19 protein-coding genes are annotated in these 18,879 nt (G+C 59.2%); 3 read left to right on the forward strand and 16 right to left on the reverse strand.

Translation table 11 applies throughout. The annotated features are described in order from the left end of the window. Nucleotides 1–93: 93 nt before the first annotated feature. Nucleotides 94–474 (reverse strand): hypothetical protein, encoded by a 381-nt coding sequence (locus LZG00_02620; GenBank protein ID MCF3592886.1) that lies wholly within the window; start codon nucleotides 472–474, stop codon nucleotides 94–96. Then, nucleotides 474–1,226 carry a hypothetical protein gene (locus LZG00_02625; GenBank protein ID MCF3592887.1) on the reverse strand — a complete coding sequence of 251 codons (753 nt, stop codon included), beginning with the start codon at nucleotides 1,224–1,226 and terminating at the stop codon, nucleotides 474–476. Before LZG00_02625 ends, LZG00_02620 begins: the two co-directional genes overlap by 1 nt. A gap of 182 nt (nucleotides 1,227–1,408) precedes the next feature. Here LZG00_02625 and LZG00_02630 point away from each other — a divergent pair, with 182 nt between their 5' ends. Beyond that, nucleotides 1,409–2,206: a hypothetical protein gene (locus tag LZG00_02630; GenBank protein MCF3592888.1), complete on the forward strand. Its 798-nt coding sequence runs from the start codon at nucleotides 1,409–1,411 to the stop codon at nucleotides 2,204–2,206. 51 nt (nucleotides 2,207–2,257) lie between these two features. Here LZG00_02630 and LZG00_02635 read toward each other — a convergent pair whose 3' ends face one another. From LZG00_02635 to LZG00_02700, 14 genes are all read right to left on the reverse strand, one after another. Further along, complete coding sequence (locus LZG00_02635) at nucleotides 2,258–2,797, reverse strand: hypothetical protein (protein ID MCF3592889.1); 540 nt, start codon at nucleotides 2,795–2,797, stop codon at nucleotides 2,258–2,260. Next, nucleotides 2,790–3,407 (reverse strand): recombinase family protein, encoded by a 618-nt coding sequence (locus tag LZG00_02640; GenBank protein ID MCF3592890.1) that lies wholly within the window; start codon nucleotides 3,405–3,407, stop codon nucleotides 2,790–2,792. The genes LZG00_02635 and LZG00_02640 overlap by 8 nt, the downstream gene beginning before the upstream one ends. Nucleotides 3,408–4,011: 604 nt before the next feature. Beyond that, nucleotides 4,012–6,516, reverse strand: coding sequence for a DUF5906 domain-containing protein (locus LZG00_02645; GenBank protein ID MCF3592891.1), 2,505 nt, complete (start codon nucleotides 6,514–6,516; stop codon nucleotides 4,012–4,014). Next, on the reverse strand, nucleotides 6,513–6,710 hold the full coding sequence (locus LZG00_02650; protein ID MCF3592892.1) for an AlpA family phage regulatory protein: 198 nt from the start codon (nucleotides 6,708–6,710) through the stop codon (nucleotides 6,513–6,515). The genes LZG00_02645 and LZG00_02650 overlap by 4 nt, the downstream gene beginning before the upstream one ends. Nucleotides 6,711–6,805: 95 nt before the next feature. After that, complete coding sequence (locus LZG00_02655) at nucleotides 6,806–7,423, reverse strand: hypothetical protein (protein MCF3592893.1); 618 nt, start codon at nucleotides 7,421–7,423, stop codon at nucleotides 6,806–6,808. Beyond that, nucleotides 7,414–8,589: an integrase arm-type DNA-binding domain-containing protein gene (locus tag LZG00_02660; protein MCF3592894.1), complete on the reverse strand. Its 1,176-nt coding sequence runs from the start codon at nucleotides 8,587–8,589 to the stop codon at nucleotides 7,414–7,416. Before LZG00_02660 ends, LZG00_02655 begins: the two co-directional genes overlap by 10 nt. Nucleotides 8,590–10,170: 1,581 nt before the next feature. Continuing rightward, nucleotides 10,171–10,455, reverse strand: coding sequence for a hypothetical protein (locus LZG00_02665; GenBank protein MCF3592895.1), 285 nt, complete (start codon nucleotides 10,453–10,455; stop codon nucleotides 10,171–10,173). A 113-nt stretch (nucleotides 10,456–10,568) separates the two neighbouring features. After that, on the reverse strand, nucleotides 10,569–10,736 hold the full coding sequence (locus tag LZG00_02670) for an AlpA family phage regulatory protein (GenBank protein MCF3592896.1): 168 nt from the start codon (nucleotides 10,734–10,736) through the stop codon (nucleotides 10,569–10,571). 767 nt (nucleotides 10,737–11,503) lie between these two features. Further along, on the reverse strand, nucleotides 11,504–12,697 hold the full coding sequence (locus LZG00_02675; protein ID MCF3592897.1) for an integrase arm-type DNA-binding domain-containing protein: 1,194 nt from the start codon (nucleotides 12,695–12,697) through the stop codon (nucleotides 11,504–11,506). Between the two features lie 146 nt (nucleotides 12,698–12,843). Then, a complete protein-coding gene (locus LZG00_02680) occupies nucleotides 12,844–14,397 on the reverse strand; it encodes a recombinase family protein (GenBank protein MCF3592898.1) in 1,554 nt (517 codons plus the stop codon). 17 nt (nucleotides 14,398–14,414) lie between these two features. Continuing rightward, the gene (locus LZG00_02685; protein ID MCF3592899.1) at nucleotides 14,415–14,741 is read right to left on the reverse strand and encodes a hypothetical protein; all 327 of its coding nucleotides are present in this window, start codon (nucleotides 14,739–14,741) and stop codon (nucleotides 14,415–14,417) included. Between the two features lie 92 nt (nucleotides 14,742–14,833). Continuing rightward, on the reverse strand, nucleotides 14,834–15,112 hold the full coding sequence (locus LZG00_02690; GenBank protein MCF3592900.1) for a hypothetical protein: 279 nt from the start codon (nucleotides 15,110–15,112) through the stop codon (nucleotides 14,834–14,836). Further along, nucleotides 15,109–15,468 (reverse strand): hypothetical protein, encoded by a 360-nt coding sequence (locus LZG00_02695; GenBank protein ID MCF3592901.1) that lies wholly within the window; start codon nucleotides 15,466–15,468, stop codon nucleotides 15,109–15,111. Before LZG00_02695 ends, LZG00_02690 begins: the two co-directional genes overlap by 4 nt. Beyond that, complete coding sequence (locus LZG00_02700; GenBank protein ID MCF3592902.1) at nucleotides 15,465–17,147, reverse strand: type IV secretory system conjugative DNA transfer family protein; 1,683 nt, start codon at nucleotides 17,145–17,147, stop codon at nucleotides 15,465–15,467. The genes LZG00_02695 and LZG00_02700 overlap by 4 nt, the downstream gene beginning before the upstream one ends. Nucleotides 17,148–17,423: 276 nt before the next feature. Between LZG00_02700 and LZG00_02705 the strand changes: the two genes are divergently transcribed. Continuing rightward, nucleotides 17,424–18,257, forward strand: coding sequence for a hypothetical protein (locus LZG00_02705; protein ID MCF3592903.1), 834 nt, complete (start codon nucleotides 17,424–17,426; stop codon nucleotides 18,255–18,257). A 45-nt stretch (nucleotides 18,258–18,302) separates the two neighbouring features. Then, nucleotides 18,303–18,641, forward strand: coding sequence for a hypothetical protein (locus LZG00_02710; protein ID MCF3592904.1), 339 nt, complete (start codon nucleotides 18,303–18,305; stop codon nucleotides 18,639–18,641). The last annotated feature ends 238 nt before the right edge of the window (nucleotides 18,642–18,879 follow it).

The following is an 18,879-nucleotide window of genomic DNA, read 5'->3' on the forward strand; positions in this document are numbered from 1 at the left end:
AAAGGGTCGCGCCGGGGATAACCGGCGCGGCCCTGTTTCTGTGGATCGAAGGGCGGCCAGCACGGCCACCGCCGGAAACGGTCCATTTTCGGGTCAATGCAGGACCGGCGCGCGCAGGTTCAGCCAGCCTAGATCGGTCGTGGCGCAGAACCACCCGAAAGCCCGGACCACCGCGTTGTCGTGCTGGCGGATCAGGTGCGGCGTGGCGGCGTCGGGATCGCGCACGGCATCGACCCAGACGACCACCCGCCGGTCATTCACCGGTTGGCGCGACAGCATCCCCACCAAGGCCCCGAGGGGGCCGCGCGGCACACCGTAGAGCCGCGCGAAGCGTTCCACATCCGAGGGTGTGGGCCAGCCGTCAGGGTTGGCTTCCTCGGCCCAGGAGACCAGCGCCATGTGGGCCTGCCGAAGGCGGCGCGGGAACAGGGCCGGGTATGCCTCTGCGATCCGCTGCGACCAGACCAGATCCATCACCCCGCCTCCACCGCCGTGTCTGCGTTCTTCGCCGCGTCCCGGTCGGCCAGCGCCGATGCGATCCGGGCCGTCGCGTTGCGGCGGCCAGAAGCGAACTCGCGGTCAGCGTTCAGGGCGCGCTGGTGCGCCTGTTTCACCGCCGCGATGGCCGCGCGGGCCTGCCGCACCTCGTCACCGATCAGCCGGTCGGCCAGTTCCTGCGGCGACACGATCCGCTGCTTTGCGGGCATCCGGTCCAGCAGGGCCGCGACACTGGCGCCCAGAACCCGATCCAGCGTGGCGGCGGCCAGCGCTGCCGCCGTGCGCAACTCCGCCGGGCCAGCGCCCGAAAGCTGCGCCATATGGTTCGTGCGCTTGTCGCTGCCCATCCCGGCGCGGGCCAGCGCGACCACCGGCGAAGCCCAGAGCACATCCGAGGCGGACAGGCCCGAGGCCAGCGCGTCGAGCTGGCGCAAGATCGCCCAGCGATCATCGTCAGAAATCTTGCGAACATCATTACGGGCCTTCACGCCCATCTTGGTTCCGGCGTTTTGTGCGTCGAGCTTTCCGAACCCAGCGCGGCGGGCACTATCAGCAGCGTCCTGCGACTGCTTAAGGATCGCGGCCTCAAGCCTTTCGATCATAGCCCGGTGCTTTTCTTCAAGCCGGGTCGCGGTCGCAAGTGCCTCGGCCAGTTCGGCTAGGCCATACAAGGTCCCAGCGGCGGGCAAGGTCGGGGGATTGTCGTCGGGGGAAAGCGTTGCGGTCATTGGTCGGTCCTCTCAAGTTTGGGGGCCGACGCGCTGCCATTGCGCTGTCAGGGTCGCCATCGCCCCGGATGCTCAACTATAGCGCGAGCGCATGGGGCGGCAGAGCGGTATTCGTTGTTGCCACCAATTTGATTGTGGGTTCCAAATGGATGGGCATCGCAGCGGCGTAAGGGAAGCGATCTTTGCAAGGCGAGTTCAACTTACTCAAGCACCTTGGGATTACCGGCTACTCGTTGGAAACGGCGATCCAAGTTGGGGGACTTTTCGTTCGCCACAAGGAACTTCAAAAACACCTTGGCCGCTACGCCCAGCGCTTTGTAAACTGCACTGATGACAAGGTTTACCAATTTCAGCATTTTGGAAGCGCAACAGGAGTAAAGTATCGAGGACGCTATTTTGTAGTTTCGACCGATCATCAACGCAAACTCGGAACCGTGGGTCAACTCGGTATTGTTTGCGACCCTGGCCAATCTGTCATCACTCCAAGCCTAATGTGGACGCTCGAAACACCAGAAGAGATCGAACGGGAAGATAACCTCGATTTTGCCATCTACGAGTTCGAACCTTCTAAGTACCCAAACCGGATGCTTACATCGCAATTTTTCGAGATTAGCGGACAAAGTGGAATTGCGGCAACTGTCGGAAAAATTGCCCTTAACTTAGGCTATCCCACAAGGCTTCAGAACGTCGATTACTACGCAGGCGAAGTAGATTTAGTGGTTGTGTCGAGCTTCGTGGAATTAATCGACAAAACATCGTCCGAAGATGTCTACACCTTTCGCACTGTCGCGGAGGATCGTTTTTTCGAGGACGGAATGAGTGGCTCTCCAGTCTTCGAGGTTGTTCGGGACAACGGAACTTTTCGAGTAAAGTGGCTTGGTATCGTAATACGCGGGGGAGAAAAGTCGCGCTACGGGCGTGTCATCAGTGCTGACTTCATCGTTCGCCAGATAGATAGAACTATTTTCGATTCACAGTAATCGAACAATCTTCGTGTCGGCTTAGAAGCTCAAGTCTTTGTCCACAGCCACCTAGTCCCCCCGCTTGGTCTCCGGGTCCACCACCGCCTCGACGGTGCGCTGGCAGGGGATGCGCTCCACGGTGTCGGGCCGGGTCGGGCTGTCATACAGGCCCTCCTGCCGCTGGGCCTCAAGGAACTCCTCCATCGTCATCTTGTTAGGGACCACCAGCACCCCGCCAGTGTCGATATTCACGTTCACATTCGCCCCAGCCTGCTCGCCCTCGCGGTATCCGTGGCGCGCCTTCAAGAGGAACATCGCCGGGACATACTGGCCCGCCATCGCCAGATCGTGCAGGACGCCCACGAGTTTGTCGTGTTCGGTCGCACGGCCCCGGTCGATGGCCTCCTGCACCGCAGGATCGCGCCGCTTCGCAGCGCGAAAGGCATCCTTCCCCATCCGCAGGGCCTTGGCCATCGTCGCCTCCGCAACGCCGCGCGCGGCAAGCTCCTCCACGATCTTCAATCCGCGCTTGCCGACGCGATAGGCCGGACCGCCGGGGGTGCCGTCCGACACGCGGCGCGCCACCGCATCAAACCTGTCTTCATCCATCTGCCATCTCCTTGTCGAACTCTTGGCAAACCCTCTGGCTCAGGCCCTTGCCGCATTTCAGGTTGCGCGCGATCCGGTCCATTCCTATCCCGTCTGCGCGCAGGGCGCGGATCGCGTCGATTAGCGCGTCAGAAGCCGGGGCGCGACCGATCTGCTTGCCGCGCGCCCGGGCACGGGCCATCCCGGCTTTCGTGCGCTCCACGATCATCGCCCGCTCGAACTCGGCAAACACGCCCGACATCTGCAACAGGGCGCGGCCCGCCGGTGTCGAGGTGTCGAGCGCCTGCTGTTCCAGAAAGAGGTCGCAGCCGACGCTGCGCAGCGTCTCGAACAGGTCCACCAGATCGCGCAGGGATCGCCCGAGGCGCGACACATCCCACGCCATCACAACGTCGAAACGGCGGCGCGCGGCGTCCTTCACCATCGCGTCCAGCCCGGGCCGCGCGCGGCTGGCGCCGGATGCCGTCTCGACATATTCGCACACAACCGCCCAGCCCGCGCGCGCCGCCACCTCTCGCAGGCGGATAAGCTGGTTTTCAGGCGTCTGTTCGCCGGTCGATACCCGGGCATAAATCGCGGCACGGCGCGGGGGTGCTTTCGGACAGTCCATTGTTGTTGCTCCATTTCTTCGCTCAACCATAGGTAGAACATATCGCGAACACAGTTGGGCCGTCTATCCGAAAGCACCCTGTGCCGGTCGTTCCGGGGGTGCCCTTCGCGGCGGGGATAAACGCCTGCGAATATGGGCTTTCAGGCGGCCAGATCGCGCGACCCTTGCGGGGTGGCCATTGCCCAACAGGAGGAACGCCAAGGTGTTTTGCGGCGACGAACTGGAATGTGCGGATCAAGCGATCAGGTCACACGTGCAAGGCGACCTTTTAGAAGGGACGCAGAACACGGGTTTCGATGTTTCCGACGCAACGAACTGCGCGCCCGTCCAACTGCCCAGAGAGACCCGGGATGCCCGAACCCGGTTCAGTCGGTTCAACCCGGTAGCCACTTTTCCTATATCTCTCTTACACTTAACCGACTTAACCGGGATAACCGGGTAGAAAGCTCGGAGACAGGACCGCCGAGACTGTTCGCCCCTTTGGGCATAGTGCCCCGCGAGCCGGGGGAACGGAAAACCCCCGGCAATCCCGGCTAACCCGGTTAATGGATTGTTTTTAAAAAGAAAAACACTACCGGGTTCAGTCGGGACACGTGCAACCCGGTTATCGACCCGGTTCATCTCGGTTCACCTCCCACGGTTCAATCGCCCCGGCCCAATCCGCCGCCTCATCCCAATTCTGGGCTGGCAGGTCCGGCTGCGCATTCCATGATGCGCGCGCCTCGCCTAGGATCGGCAGCACATACCCAGAGGGACGGCTCTTGCGGTTCTTCTTCGCGCCGATCTTCTTGAGGACCTTCGACACGGCAACGGAAGTCACTGCCACCCGCGTCCGGCGCAGGACATGCTCCTTGAAGTCGTTGGTGGCGACAAACGGGCAGGCATCGCTCCCGCGCGTGTCGGCGGCCATGTCGAAGGGCAGCGCCCCCTCGTGGAGCATGTCCAGCACCTCGGAATGGATGGGGTCAAGGCCGCGCGATTTCTGGTCGTTCAGGGCGTCGGTCTTGGGCACGTCCTCTCGTGGGTGCCAGCGCCCTAGGTCCATCGCCAGCAGGTCGTGCAGCATAGCCGCCAGCCCGCCGGATTCAAGCTCGGCAAAGAGCGGCGCGAAGTAGCCGCGCCGCTGGCGCTGGGTCGCCGCCACGTCGAACACGGCATAGCGGCGCTCAAAGGGACCGGCGGGGACAACCCACTCACTGTTGCTCGAAATGATGACGTGCAGCATGTTCGGCCACGTCACCGCGTCCACGCCCTTGCCCTCAATCATCAGCGTCGGTTCGGTCAGGAAGGTCTTGACCTTGGCCTCCGCCTTCCTGTCCCCGTCCCATACCACCTCGTCAGCGAACAGCAGGCAGCAGTCCCGGAAGTGCTTGTTAAACCGGCCCGTGATCATCTCACTGCCGCCTGTGTGCAGTCCGTGCTGCCCAAAGAGCTGCGCCATCGTCCTGCCGAACACGCCCTTGCCGGTCCCGGGCTCGCCCCGGAAGGTCAGCGCGACCTCCGCCGGTTCGTCCGGGTTCTGTAGGGTCCACGCCATCCACCGGATGATGTAGCTGTCGGACGCCTCGTCACCGCTGGCCAGCACGTCGCGGATGTGGGCGCGCATCAGGGACCAGTCACCCGGCACGGGCGGCACCGTGAAGCCCTGCCAGAGGTTCAACTGGCGGGTTGCACCGGTGCCGACCTCCTCGCCATCGCGGGGCCGGAACGTCAGAGAGTGGAACTGCCGCCGGGCCGCATTCTGGAGCCACCACTTGCCGAGGGCCATCTTCACATCGTTGCCGTCCTTGTCCCGCCCGACAACCACGCTGCGGTTCAGGAAGCGGTTGCGGAAGTCCTCGAAGCTCTGGAGCGTCACCACGGAGCGGGTCTTGCCCTTCAAGCCGGTTGGTATCTCGACAAACTCAAGGATGCGGCACTTGCCGCCCTCGTTTTCAAGAACCGTGAACTGGTCGTTCAGCTCGCGCAGCGCGGGGTCAATCGCCTGGTCGTGCGCGCGCTGGATCTGCCTCTGGGCGTATCGGCGCGGGTTCGGCTGTTCGAGCACGTGGGCGCTTATGCCGTGGTCAGGGTCAAGGATCACCGCCGCAATCACATCGTCGGCCACCTCCGCCCGGACCAGCTCACACAGCACAGCGAAAAGGACCTCAGACCGGCTGGGATATTTGGTCGGGTTGTCTGGATCGTCGCCATTCGTGATCAGCATCTTGGTCCGGTCGCTGACGGCGGCGGGCAGGCTTTCGAGCCCCTCCACCCTCGGCAGGTCCTTGGACAGGCTCACCCGTGCTGCGCCATATGCCGCGCCCGCGGCCGCCATCCGGCTCCGCTCAAAGTCGGCCAGCGTGTAGCACCGGGACCAATCTGCCGACACAACCCGGGCCAGCGCGGGCTTGCGCCCCTTCTTGCGCTTCTTCCCCCCGGGCCAGTTGATGGTCCCGGGCAGCCGCATGATGCGGTCGATGTTGTGGCAACTGTCACCCTGCAAGGTCGTCTCAATCTTGAGGTTCCGCTCCTCCACGGGCAGGTGGCGGGCCTCGTCACCGGGCTCGCCCGGTAGGTCCAACTCCTCGCCCAACCGCCAGAAGCCTTGGAACCCGCCCCCGCTGTCGATGATGACCGTGGCCGCAGGGCTGTATTCCTGCAGCACCCGCTCCGCCCGCTCGCGCTCGCTGTCGAAGTCCTCGCCCGGCCTCGGGTCCACGTCCACATGGAGGCCCGTTGCAGCCGCCATGTCCGCCTTTTTGGGCTTTTTTCCAATCGAGCCGCGCGTCACGTTTACCGTGAAGTAGAGGTTCCACCCGCCGCCACTGTGATCCATGACCCACTGCCGCACCTTCGCGGGATCGGAAAGCGTGACCGTAGGCGTTCTGGGTTCGCGCCCCTTGGGCGGGTCCACCTCGATTGCGGTCAGGACCCAAGGCCCACCGGGACGCCACGCCTCAAGGAAGTCCACCGCCGCATCCGGGTCAGGCAACAAGTCTTTCTGGTCGGCTCCGTTGCCATCCGGGGCTATACTATCCCCGATGATGTCAGGGTTGTCTTCGACATGCTCCCCTTCGCCCCCGGTCTGCTGTCCCGCGCCGGGGGCGTTTTCTTCATCACCCCTCATACCGCCGTCCTCGCCTCAGCTCGGGCGGCAACCCAGTCGCTCACCTCGCGTTCAAGCCACGCGACCTTGTTGGCGCAGAGGCGGAGCTGGCGGGGAAAGTCCCCCTGCCGGATCAGCTTGTAGATGGTGGGCTTGGAGAGGCGGGTACGCACGGCAACCTCCTCAATCGTAAGCAAAGTGTCTGCGTCTGGCATGGTCTTTATCCCCGGATATGGCGTCATCTGGGGAGAGACTACGGGGGCCTAGACCATAGGTCGGTCGCGCTAATAGGGGGCGAAACCGACCGAAATCAGCGCGACGGTGGATTGCGGGACTTCCGCAACTTGTCGTCATGTCCGCGAAGGCTAGTGTCGACCATCCTCAGCAAATCCTTGTGTGTCGCAGAGGCATTAGGTGTCGCGTTCCGAATGGCGAGCGCTTGGGGTGGCAGCGCTCGTTTCAACAATTCCGCAATGAACGTCTGCATCGGATATGGTTGCAGGTGCTTGCTGTCGTTCATGCTTCTCCGATAGGTATTTCCCTTCTCATACTTGTGTCCACGCTCCAGCACCCAAATCCGGGCAGCAGTCGTCACGGCATGGTCAAATCCCGCATCCCTGACCAACTTGCGCCTGTCTGGTTTGACCACATGCGCGGCCTCGCGCGCCGCCTTCCCGATGTCGATGTCTTCGGGCTCGACATCGCCACCAAGAAACCGTGCGACCTCATAGGCAACGGCAGATCGGTCGGCAGGTCGCATCCCCTCCCAGAGTTTTGCCAGCTTCAAGAGCGGCTTCGGGTCAGGCATCATGTCCGCCGCAATGACGAGGTCCTCAAGGCCAGAATTTGGCAAGGTCTCATGCTGCTCATAGGCAGATCGCACTCGTGCTACTTCGGCTTCTGTCACCGGCTCCCAAGTCACACCCATTCCTGCCCCCATGCGTCCAGCGCCGCCCGCTTCTCCGGCAGGTAGCTGTATCGGTTGTAGGTCCCCGCCACGCCCTCAATCGCATGGCCCAGGACGCGCTCAATGTGTTCCTGCGCCACCCCGAGGCGCGCCATGTGCGTTGCGGCGGAGCGGCGCAGGTCGTGCAGCGTCCAGCCCTCCACCTCGGACAGCTTGTCCAGCCGGGCCTTGGCCTTGGAAAAGCCGGAGACGGGCCGCTTGCCCGCCGTGGTGGACAACATGAAGTCCCCGCTGTTCCATTTGGGCAGGCCCTCGACAACGGCCAGCGCCGGGGCCGACAGCGGCACCACCTGCGGGCGGTCGGTCTTGTAGTGGCTGGCCGGGACCTCGAATGCCTGTTGGTCGGGCAGCAGCCATCCGCGTTCAAGGTTGGCGACCTCCGCCCGGCGCTGCGCGGTCAGGATCAGCAGGCGCACCATCGGCCCGAACGGGTATCCCATCTTGCCCGCCGCCGCCCAGACGGCGCGCAGCTCGTCCATCGACAGCACCCGCTCGCGCGGTGTGTAGCCCAGCTCGGGGCGGCGCATCCCAGCCACCGGGCTCGCGGCCAGAAGGCCCCGGTCCACCGCCCAGTTGAACAGCTTGGTGATGTGCTTGCGCACCTCGCGCGCCGCGCCGGTCCCGTGTTCCATCGCAATGTCGTCCAGCAGCTCGTGCGCCGCCGCCCGGTCGATCTGGTCGATGGGCCTGCCGCGCCACGCCGGGACCGCGTAGGTGTCCAGCAGCCGCTCGGTGTCGCGCCACTTGACGGTATGGGCCTTGGCGTGAAGCTCGATGAAGCGGGCGCAGATGACCTCGAACACCCGCTCACCCTTCTGGCGCATCTCGTCCTTGCGCTTGTCCGCCGGGTCGTCACCACGGTCGGCAAGGTCGATTGCGGCCCGCGCCCTCTCGCGCGCCGCCTTGAGGTCGATCAGGGGATAGGCCCCGAGGGTCATCCGGCGCAGCGCCCCCCGGTTGCCCTCGCGGCCCCGGCCCGCGACCCGATACATCACGGACCAGCTCTTTTTGCCGCGCTCAGTCACGCGCAGGGCGAGGCCCGGCGTCAGCGTGTCGAACACCTCAAGCCGCCGCCCCGCCTCTGGTGCGATCTTGGACACGGCCATCTCAGTCAGCTTCTTCTTCATCTGCGGCTCCGGGGTAACGCTCGGGTAACGGATTAGGGGACTATTCGGCTTTACGGGCCGATACTACCGGAGCCGACTATAGCGCCCAAGTGCCTGCAAAGAAAGGGGTTTAGACTACGCGCGGAGCCTGCCGGATACCATGGGAAACTGCAGGCCCGCCCCTTGGTAAGGGTGAGGTCGAGAGTTCAATCCTCTCTCACAGCACCATAAACCCCCATTAAGGCACTGATTTTATGGGGATAAGTAATTCTAAAAATTATCAATCCCCCTTTTAATCCCCCTATCACTTTGCGGTTGGCGCGCTTTAGCCCAGCGCTTTTTTTGTGCCTGTGAAATACGTAAGCGGCCTTCCTCTGTCTTGGGGCCGGTCGATAATCCGCCATGAAAGCGGCAACGCTTGCTGTTCGGTTCGGCCCTGACAGCGCACTTCGTTCCCCGTCTTGTCTTTGCTCCGCAGCTTTTGCTTTCCACGAATAGCTTGGAGGCTATTCGTGGCGCAAAGCTGGGCATTGGTGTTTTTTCATTCCGGTTTCGGACTTCTGGACTTAAACCCCATGACGGGCGCGCGCGTATTGGTCTAAAAATTCGCCGCCCCAACGCCACGGCCAGCCTCTGAGGGGCATAGCCGTAGGGGTCTAGGGCGACTTGCGCTTCCCAATATTGAACTGCCTTGTGTGATAGCTTGCAGCGTCGTGCTAATTCACGCTGAGAAAGGCGCTGGGCGAGTCTAGCTTCTTTGAGGTCTTGGCCGGTTCTAAACTGGGTGCCCATGGCTATATCTATATATGTCCTAATTATTGTGACGCGTGATTTGCCCCATGATGTTCCAAGCGTCACAAATATTGTGAATGACCACCGTTAATCACCGTTAAAAAGCGGTTATCTGTCACAATGATTGTGACACCCTGTCATTCGATTTGTGCGGGGGTCTTGTTTCTGGCTTCCAGCGGTCGAAAGATCGGCCAGCCACTTTGCCGTCTGAGGTAGTGACTTCTTCAAGCGCCCAGACTGATGCACGGCCAACGCCAGAGGGGCCGAGATATGGGGGGCATGTTTGCCGGATGAACCCGCGTTCAACCAAGCAATCAAACCAACCGCCAATCGTATTCCTGTGGACGTTCAACGCACGGGCTGCGTCACGGTGGCTTAGGAAAATCTCTCCATTGTTGTGTCCGTTGTAGCGCCGTTTCAATTCGATATAGAGAGCACGCGGGCCGACCGGCATGGATGACCAAGCCGGGGTGCATTGCATCTGTTCGGAAAGCTGGACGTGACGCCCAGCTCCCCTTTTGCCGCTCTTGTATCCTTTGCGTTTACTCATGGCGCGTTCCCCGTGCCGTCACGGCCAGCCAAACGCGCATGGCGACCATTTGGTTAGGGCAACCACCAAGGCAAACCCACGTGGCCTCTGTGGCGTGCCCAGCGCCTTTCAGCGCTAGGACTTTCCACGTGCCCGAGTCTTTTATGAGCTTGAATTGTTCAGTCATTCTTTGCCCCATGAGTAAGCGTGTTCGGCAATCAACCTGGCCTGTTGTTCTGTGAGACCGTAGCGGCGGCGTAGATACGCGATTTGAAGCCGGTTCATGCCTCACCCCCTTGGCGCAAGACCTTTGCCGATTTGGGCAGTTTCAGCGCCGCAAGGTCGGCGTCTGGGGAGAGTGAGTAGTAAGCCACCTGTAGCGGGCCGCGATATTCGGTTTCTATCGGCCATTGAAAATCATGGATTAGGCGGTGGATGATTGCCCCAAGTCTCCAGCCCCGCATTTCGCGGATTTCTGTCTTGTGAGAGATGGTGCGCCCGTCCATGAGCGCTTTGCATGTCCATGCGATTTGGCTTTTGCCTGAGTAGAAACAATCCTGTTTCATTGCTGTATGCCTTCTGTTGTTACAGGAAGGCGCTGGGTGTATGGTTGGCTGGTTCTGTGGAGGAACATATACCACCCCCAGCGCCTCGGTTTCCCGATGGTCGGGGGTGGTTCTTATTGTGCGGCCTTGAGAAAGGCGTCGAGTTCAGCCTCATTCCAATACAAGCGACCACCCAGCTTCATTGGCTGTGGCAATCGGCCTTGTTCAAGGTCGCGGTAGATCGAACTGCGACCACGGCCACCAAGTTTGAGTTGAAGGTCGCGAAATGTAAGGTAGCGCATTTTGATGCTCCATGTGGTTACATGGGGCAAGGTGGCGTAACTCATCGTCTGGCAAAATTGCGAAAGAAAAGGCGGCTTAAATCACAATGAATCTCGATGCCGCTTTGCTTGCTTGTGCACGTCCCGCGCAGTCTGGGCGGTGTTGGCTGTCATTGGAGAAAGGACACTGACGCATTCGGCCCAAGAAGCTCCCTGTTCTCGTGCGTCGAGTATTCTAAGATATGTAAGCTGCTTATCGGTATGAAACCGTTCGAGTCGGTTGATCGAATGGTGCCGAAGCGAAAGTAGATATTCTTTTAGGCCCTCGATTTGGGGTTCGATTGGCTGGCTTGGTTCAAACGTGATTGCTATGGTCGTGACACTTGAAAAATCCATTGACTGCAATCCGCTCCGATTTGTTAACCCCTCGTGCAACTGTCTAATTGTTCGAGCATCAAGGTCAGGCTTCGGTACTTTTTCATCTAACCATATTTTGGCGTGACTAAATGCGGGATTTGGAAGTGGGGTTATGCCAGTTGAGGCAACCAATGGAGCGGTTAAGTGGAACCTCCATTCGCGAATCTCGGAGTTCAATTGAGGTTGATCTGGAATTGGTGTCCCAGGGTATCGCTTACGCCAATAGTCTAGGGCCAGACAAAAAAACGTCGTTCTAACTTCTTGTTTTCGACGTAGAAATTCCCATCGCCAGCGATTTTCGTTCCAATGGCCGCAATCAGAAAATGCAATTGGGTCTGTCCACGGCGGGCAACCCCAAGCGAGTCCAGCATTCATAGATTTGCAATCCTTGAAACCTGATTGATACCTTGCGAAGTCATCTGCCCCCAGCGTTCCATCAGAGCGCGGCGTTGGTCCAGATAATCCGTCCTGCGATAGGCGCGTTCAACGGTTGAGCCGGTGACATGCCCAAGACAGGTTTCGGCAACCTCATGGGGCGCGTTTGTGGCTTCTGCCAGCCAATCGCGAAGGGATGAGCGAAAGCCATGGGGGCGCTCGGGATAGCCTTGGCGCGTCATGAATTTGCTTAGGGTTGCGTCGGATATGACGCCCTTGCGCACGCCCGAAAAAATGAAGCCATCCCGTGCCATGGGTCTTGCCTGTTCAATCACGCGCTGGGCTTCATATGACAGGGGCACGCGAAAATCGGTGGTTTTGTTGACACGGCCTTTCAACAGATCGGCTGGCACGGTCCAAATATCGCCTTCAATCTGGTCGATATGGGCGAAGCGAATAGGCTTTGAGCGCATCCCGGTTAGAATGAGAAACTGCAAAGCAAGCTCGGTTATCGAGCCGCCATTGAGCGTCTGATAGAACGCTGGCACGTCCTGCCATTTCATAGCGCAATAGTTTTTCCGCTCCTGCCGTTGCGCCCCTAGCAGTTCTTTGGCCTTCATTGTCGCTTGTAGATCGACGTTGAGGCCCAGCGCGGCGGCGTGGCGCATACAAATGCCAAGACGGTTCAGCCCCTTGCGCGCCGTATCGGGTTTCGTGTGCCAAATAGGTGCAAGCGTATCGCGAATGTCGCGTTGGTCAATTTCCGAAACCGGCATTTTCCCCAGCTTGGGCAGTATGTAGAGTTCTAGGGGGCTGAACCAACGGCCAGCTTTGCCTTCGCCTTTCAGGTCGGCCTTACGGCTTTCAAAGGCGTCTCGGGCAATGTCGCTGAGAATATGCAAGTTACGTTCAGCTTCCCGGCGATGTCGCTCGCGTTCTTTAATGGCGTCTATGTCCTGCCTCACGACCGCTCGCCATTTGTCGGCTTCTTCGCGCGCTTCTTTCAGAGATACGCTTGGGAAGCGGCCAAGGCCCATTTCGTGACGGCGGGAAAACAAGGTGTAACGTAGCACCCATTGCGCCCCACCATCGCGGCGCTTGTATAGCCAAAGCCCGTCACCATCCGAGTGTTTGCCCGTTGGAGCGGTTTTCACAAACGCTGTGGTGAGCTTCTTTGAGACGTGCGGCATCCAATCCCCTTTTCTATCCCCCTCAACATATAGTGTATGCTGGGGCATATTGGAACGCCGTGAAACAGATTATTGTTTAGAAAGCTATGTTTTTAAGGTGTTTCGGTGCAAGGTGGGCTATCAAGATATAGATTTCCAAAGCCCTCTCACAGCACCATCTCACTTTTTGCCCCCGAAATTCCCGCTAAGTACTTGAAAGGGAACGATAATTCGGGAGTTCCATACACCCCATTTTGACCGTATTTCAGTGGCTCTGAAAAGACCAATCTAAGCACTGTCTGGCGCATAGCGAAGTCACCATTGTTGTAAATATTCCAAGGGCTTGCCAAGAAATTGAGAGCGAGTTCAATACAGTCCTCCAGCCGTCCCTTCGGCGGCACTGTTGTTTCAACTCTCTCGGCGAGCACGATCTTTTGCCGCTCCAGCTTCTCGATACGTGCTTCATAGGCACTGACGACCGAAGCACATGTAGCGTCAACGATCCGATCCAGGAGGCTCCCGATCTGCCGATCCACCTCCTTCAGCTGCTTCTGGAGCTCGTCCCTCTCACCGTGTGAAATCGCGAGCCGCATATCCCACGCATCGCGCAGCATGGCCTTTGCCAGATCGAATAGCCCGCGAGCAGGTTGCAGGCCTTCCATGATCTCCTCAAAAGCGCTTTCCATTTTCGCCCGAGGAACGGACTTGCTCTTGGCTTCGCAGCCGCGCGTCTCACAGCGATAGTAGGCATAGTGCTTGCGGCAGCCCTTAGACCAAGCAGCAGTCATTGCGTTGCCGCAGCATCCGCACTGCACGAAGCCACGAAGCGGGAAGTCTTCGTTGAAGTCTTTCCGAGCGGCAGGGAGCCGCTTGCGGCCTTCTAGATTGTCTTGAATGCGTTCGAAGGTCTCGAAACTGATCAGACCTTCGTGCTGACCTTTGCGCAAGCTTACGCCCCACTTAGGGGCTTCAACATATCCTGCGTATACCACCTTCTTTAGAAGGCGCGTCACGGTCATCGGGCGGAGTGTCCCGTCCTTACGATCTTTCGGGAAGTGTGGATTGCGCTCCAAGAAACGCTGCACTTCCGCCTGCGAGGCGAAATGCCCCGTGGCAAACCCTTCAAGCGCTTCGCGCACAACTGGGGCAAGTACATCGTCAGGAACAAGTATTTTGCCGCCACCTGACGGCGCGTTGACATAGCGATAGCCGACAGGGGCTCGAAAGACCCAGAAACCGCCCTCAACACGAGCTTGCATCTTCTGCACCACTTGGCGGCGATTTTGTTCGCGCTCAAGCTCGCCTTGCGCAGCAATAACGGTTTCAATGAACTTACCTTCGGGGGTGTCTTCGAAGCGGAAATTTAGACATTCGATTTTTGCACCGCGCCTGGAGAACTCACGGCGAAGCTTCAAATGAAATTCAGTGTCTCGGGCAAATCGCTTCAGGTCGTCAAAAATAACGACATAGGGCTTACCTTTCTGCGCATCGAGATAGGAGAGCAGAGCGACCATGCCAGGGCGACGCATGAAATCGCCGCCCCCGCTTACGTCATCGGGGAACACAGCCTCAACGTCATAGCCTTTGTCTTCGGCATAGGCGCGACAACGCTGCTCCTGGCTCTCTAGCCCGCTGCCCTCAATCCGTTGCTTCGTTGAAGACACACGGCAGTAGATCAGCGCTTGGGTGGCCTGTCCTATGATGTTGTTATCTTTATTCATGTGACCTCCACGCCTAGCTAAGGACTGAATTTGTTGGTGTTATCTTCATTGTCTGGATCATCAGAGGATACCGCACCGAAGGCTTCTTTGGCACCCTGACCACTGTTCAGAGGAGTTTTTCCACAGACTTCTTGGAGCGGATGAACCTCGAAGCCGAGGGCGACGAAGGTGAACATGATCGACCACAGCGCTTGCAGAAACTCTTCCTTCTGCGCCTGAGTCATATCGACACCATCGAGGTACGACTGGTACCTCTCCGCGTCTACGGTCAGGATGCTCTTCGGGGACGAGCGAGCCTTGCCGAAAAGGTCGTGTTGACCTTCCGTATTAAATTCATCGCGCATATACTACATCTCCCACTTTGGGGATGGGTATCTCTAAATACCCATCTTAATTTTATCAGAATTTATCTAAAAACCGCAAATTTCTGCGGTTTTTAGAAGGGTAGTTCATCCTCGCAGAACCCTTTAGAATTCTGGAATTCATCGATGTATTGATCCCAATCTCGACGCGCTTCCTCTTCGAAATTGGTGATCATCTGTTCATGTTTTGAATAGTGATCGGCATTCATCCACATTTCGGCTTTCAGGATCGCGTGGATGAATAGGTGGAGGGCGTATTCATCTTTGTTCGTGTGGCCGAAATATTCGGCAACCCGTTCGAACTTGTTCCAGTAGTAGTCATCTATATCGCGGGCGAATGTGTAGTTGCTCATTTCTGAACTCCTTCGATCAGTTTGTTGAAATCCAGCGGCAGGAACGTCACCAGCTTGCAGCGCTCGCCGTGTGCAGGTCGTTCTTCGCGGCGGCCTTGGATGCCGTAGTAGGCGCACCAGGAAACCGAGTTGCAGGAGCCGAACCCGCGCATCGGATGCCTGCACTGGTAGTCCCAGCCGACATGAGGCGTGCCGACGAAGGCAAAAAAGCCAGCGATGCCCGTCAGAACGATCATGCGCGGGCGCAGCAGCACGGCTTTGATCATCCCGCCGATACGGCGGCGCAGCCGCTTGATTGCTCCTTCAGGGCGTTTGATCGGCGTGCCGCCCACGACTTTGACTTCAAACTTGCTCATTGCTTCCCCTCATTTTTGCCTTCGAACTGGTAGCTCAGCCGCACCAGCGGCTTCACATTCGGGTAGTCACCCTCGACAGGGTTCACCGCCGCCCATTCCCGCCACGGCGAGAAGAACCAGAACGGCATCCGTTCCCCGAGGATCGGGTTCACGTTCTTGATCAGCAGCAATTGCTGATCAGGACGGAGCTGCATGATCTCTTCAGGCCGCATAAGCGGCTGACCTGTCTCGGACAGGCTTTCGCCGATTTCATCGGTCTCGAAGCGCCCGAGATTGAAATTCTTCGTTTTGACGGTCTTCTGGCCAAGCTCGCGCGACAGGGATTGCGCAAGCTCAGGGCTATTGACCGCAAAATACTGGCGCACTTCGGCCTGTGACTGGATCGTCTTGGCCGTGTGCGGCCCGTAAAGGCGCACAAGTTCGGCCATTTCCTGCACGATCATCCAGACCCGCACACCCAGCCCAGGCAGGGCGGTCAGGCTCTCGGCAAGCCCTGCGAGCTTGCCGATATTGGCAAACTCATCGAGCATGAATAGAACTTCGCCCTTGTCTTTCGAGCGCGCGACCGCCGTGATCGCCTGATTGATGATCAGGCCGAGCGCCGCGCCGTGCGAGGCGATGCGATCAGGCGGAAACGCCAGATACAGCGTGACATTGCCCGTCTTCAGATCGGCCAGCGATATGTCGGAGGCGCTGACGGCATCGGCAAGATAGCCGCCAGGCTCGTAGATGAAGAGGTGCTGAAGCGCACCCGCGCGGAAGTCACCGAACAGATCGGGGTTGTCTTCCATCTGATGGGCAAGATCATCGCCGAGATCGGCAAGGATGCCGCCCAGAACCTCTTCACGGCGCATCGCATCAACCGTGCGCTGAAGGCGCAGCGGGTTCGCGATGATCCGCCACATCTCGGGCAGCGTGCAGCGCTTTGGCGCGCAGACGGCGAGATACAGCAGGACGGCACGCATGATGCCGCGCGAGCCTTCGCGGAAATACTGGTTCCGCGTATCTTCGGGCTCGGGATAGAGCTGCATCACGATGACCTTCACTTCATCGGTAAGGCCACGCTGCAAAGCTGGATCGCCCGCAATTGCGATCAGGTTCTCAAGCGGGTTGATGCGGTCTTGTTGCAGCCCGTGCAGACCCCACGGGTTGAAGACCGCCACATCCTGGCCGAGCCGTTCGCGGCGATGCTCCGCCGTCATGCCCGCAAGTTCCCCCTTGGGATCGGTGACGACCATCGAGCCAGGATAATGTTCTGCGTTCGGCGTCACGATGCCGACGCCCTTGCCCTGTCGAGCAGGCGCGACCAGCAGCAGGTGCGCCTTACCGCGATAGAAAAGAGGGCGACCATTCACGAGGCCAAGATACAGCCCCCTAGGATCGAACAGGCCTTTATCCTCGCACTCTTCGAGCGTGGCGAAGGCCGCATCGCCAAAAGTACCGGAAGTCACTTGGCTGGCTTTGCGCTTCTCGCGCTGTTGCCAGCCCTTGTAGTACCCGCCAAGGCCGCCAAGCATGGCGATCCCGCCGATAACCTTGAACATCCCTGTATAGAGATCGTCGGCAGCGTCACCCGCGACCATGTACTGTCCCCAGAGATGGGCGAGGCCGTAGAACGACGCGCCGAGCAGCAGGGCTGCGGTCGGTGATCCACCGTTGGTATTTGTGCCGTTATTCATCTTGGCTCTCGCGGGTTCAGGAATTCGGGAAGGGACGAGGCAGCTACCGCCGCCCCGTCCAAGAGCGTCACTTGCCTTGCTTGCCGTTGTTCACGGCAGCGGCGATGCGCTCGGCTTGCTGGTGGGGCATATTGTTGGTCGGAACGGTTCCGCCGTTCTTGCCAACTTCGTAGGCTTTCTGTTCATAAGGTTTCATGGTGTCAGCTCCTCTTGGTTGCTGACCCTGATTACGAAACTCGAACCCGAAAAATCACGGACACAGACTGGACAAACTGCATGGCGAGAGAGTTGCCACGGTACTCGGATGAAGAACGCGAGCGTTTGCGCCGCGCTCTTCTGGAGCACGTGGAGAACAAGAAAATTCGCTATCATCGGCTTGCCCAGGACATTGCCGACAAGGCCAATTACGGCCTCGAAGGCGATAGCGGTCGCAGACGAGTCGAGCGTTTCTTGAAAGGAACGCACCGCCAGAACGATGATTTCATAGACGCGATAGCCAGATATCTCGGGAGCGTGCCGCCCCCTCTGATCGAGGAAAGCGCAGCAACGCTAGCGGATTTCTTTTCAAGGAGCGTCAGGCAGCCGCATCGGGTCGATACCCTGATCGGGCGCTATCGCGTTTATGCCAGCACTGATAGGCGGGCACACGGCCACGAGGGTTTTAGGGAAACCATGACCATGAACGAGTGGGGCGAATTCAACGCGCCGCCTGTAAAGCCAATGCTATCGAGAATCCCCTATGCGGTGATCGATATGAAATCGATGCAAAAACACGATGCCTTGCTCGTGTCAGAAACTATCTTCAATTTCTCCGTCGATCCCGAAACTGACGATTTTCCTGCCGAACCGCCCCGCAATAACGACGCAGGCGTCATTGTCGCGTTCGGATATGCCGATAGGGAAGCCCCACGCTTCTTAATGGCGACCCGCACCGTGTTGGAAGCACGCCTCTACCGTCTTTACAAAATCTCCGATGATCCGCTGACGTTGCGCGGGGAGCTCAGCTTCAACGGCGGAATCCAACGGCCAGAGAACATGACGCACTCCGATCCGCTGCACCCAGAATACGAAGTGGAACTGGTGCGGATCGATGACCCGACCGAAGGCTGAGAAAGCAGGATTCCGCAGCGCAACATCTTGCGCTATGATCCTCGCGTGAAAGTCCTGTTCGTTTGCACCGTCAACAAGCTCAGAAGCCCGACCGCCGAGGACGTGTTCAGGGATTTCCCTAGCACCGAGGCCGTGTCGGCGGGAACGGACGCTGAAGCGCCGCGCCCATTGACCAAGGAGCTTGTCGCCAGTGCCGACCTGATCTTCGCGATGGAGAACCACCACCGCGAGCGGATTAGGAAGAAGTACAAGCAGCGCCCAGCAGACAGCAGGATCGTTACGCTGCATATCCCCGATGAGTACGAGCGGGGCGATCCTGAGCTAATTGCACTTCTCAGAGAGAAGGTCGAACCGCGCCTTTCAAGCATCCTCAGCGATAGTTGAGGGTGCTGTAGTACAAAGTTGGCGCATATTGGTGCGCCGCAATAATCCTTGTAGTACAAAGCCCTAAGACCGCCGTAAGGCGAAACCGCAAGATGTGTTTTGTAGTACAAAACTATCTTGGCAAGGGAACCCGCTGCGCGTTCCCGTTGCATCCCTCCGGCCATGGCTCTGGTGGGGAATTGACCCCCTACAGAGCCAGTAGAACGTATCGCCGTTCAATCACTCGCGGGAGACTTCG

The sequence above is a fragment of the Rhodobacteraceae bacterium LMO-JJ12 genome (assembly GCA_021555075.1).
Classification (GTDB): domain Bacteria; phylum Pseudomonadota; class Alphaproteobacteria; order Rhodobacterales; family Rhodobacteraceae; genus JAKGBX01.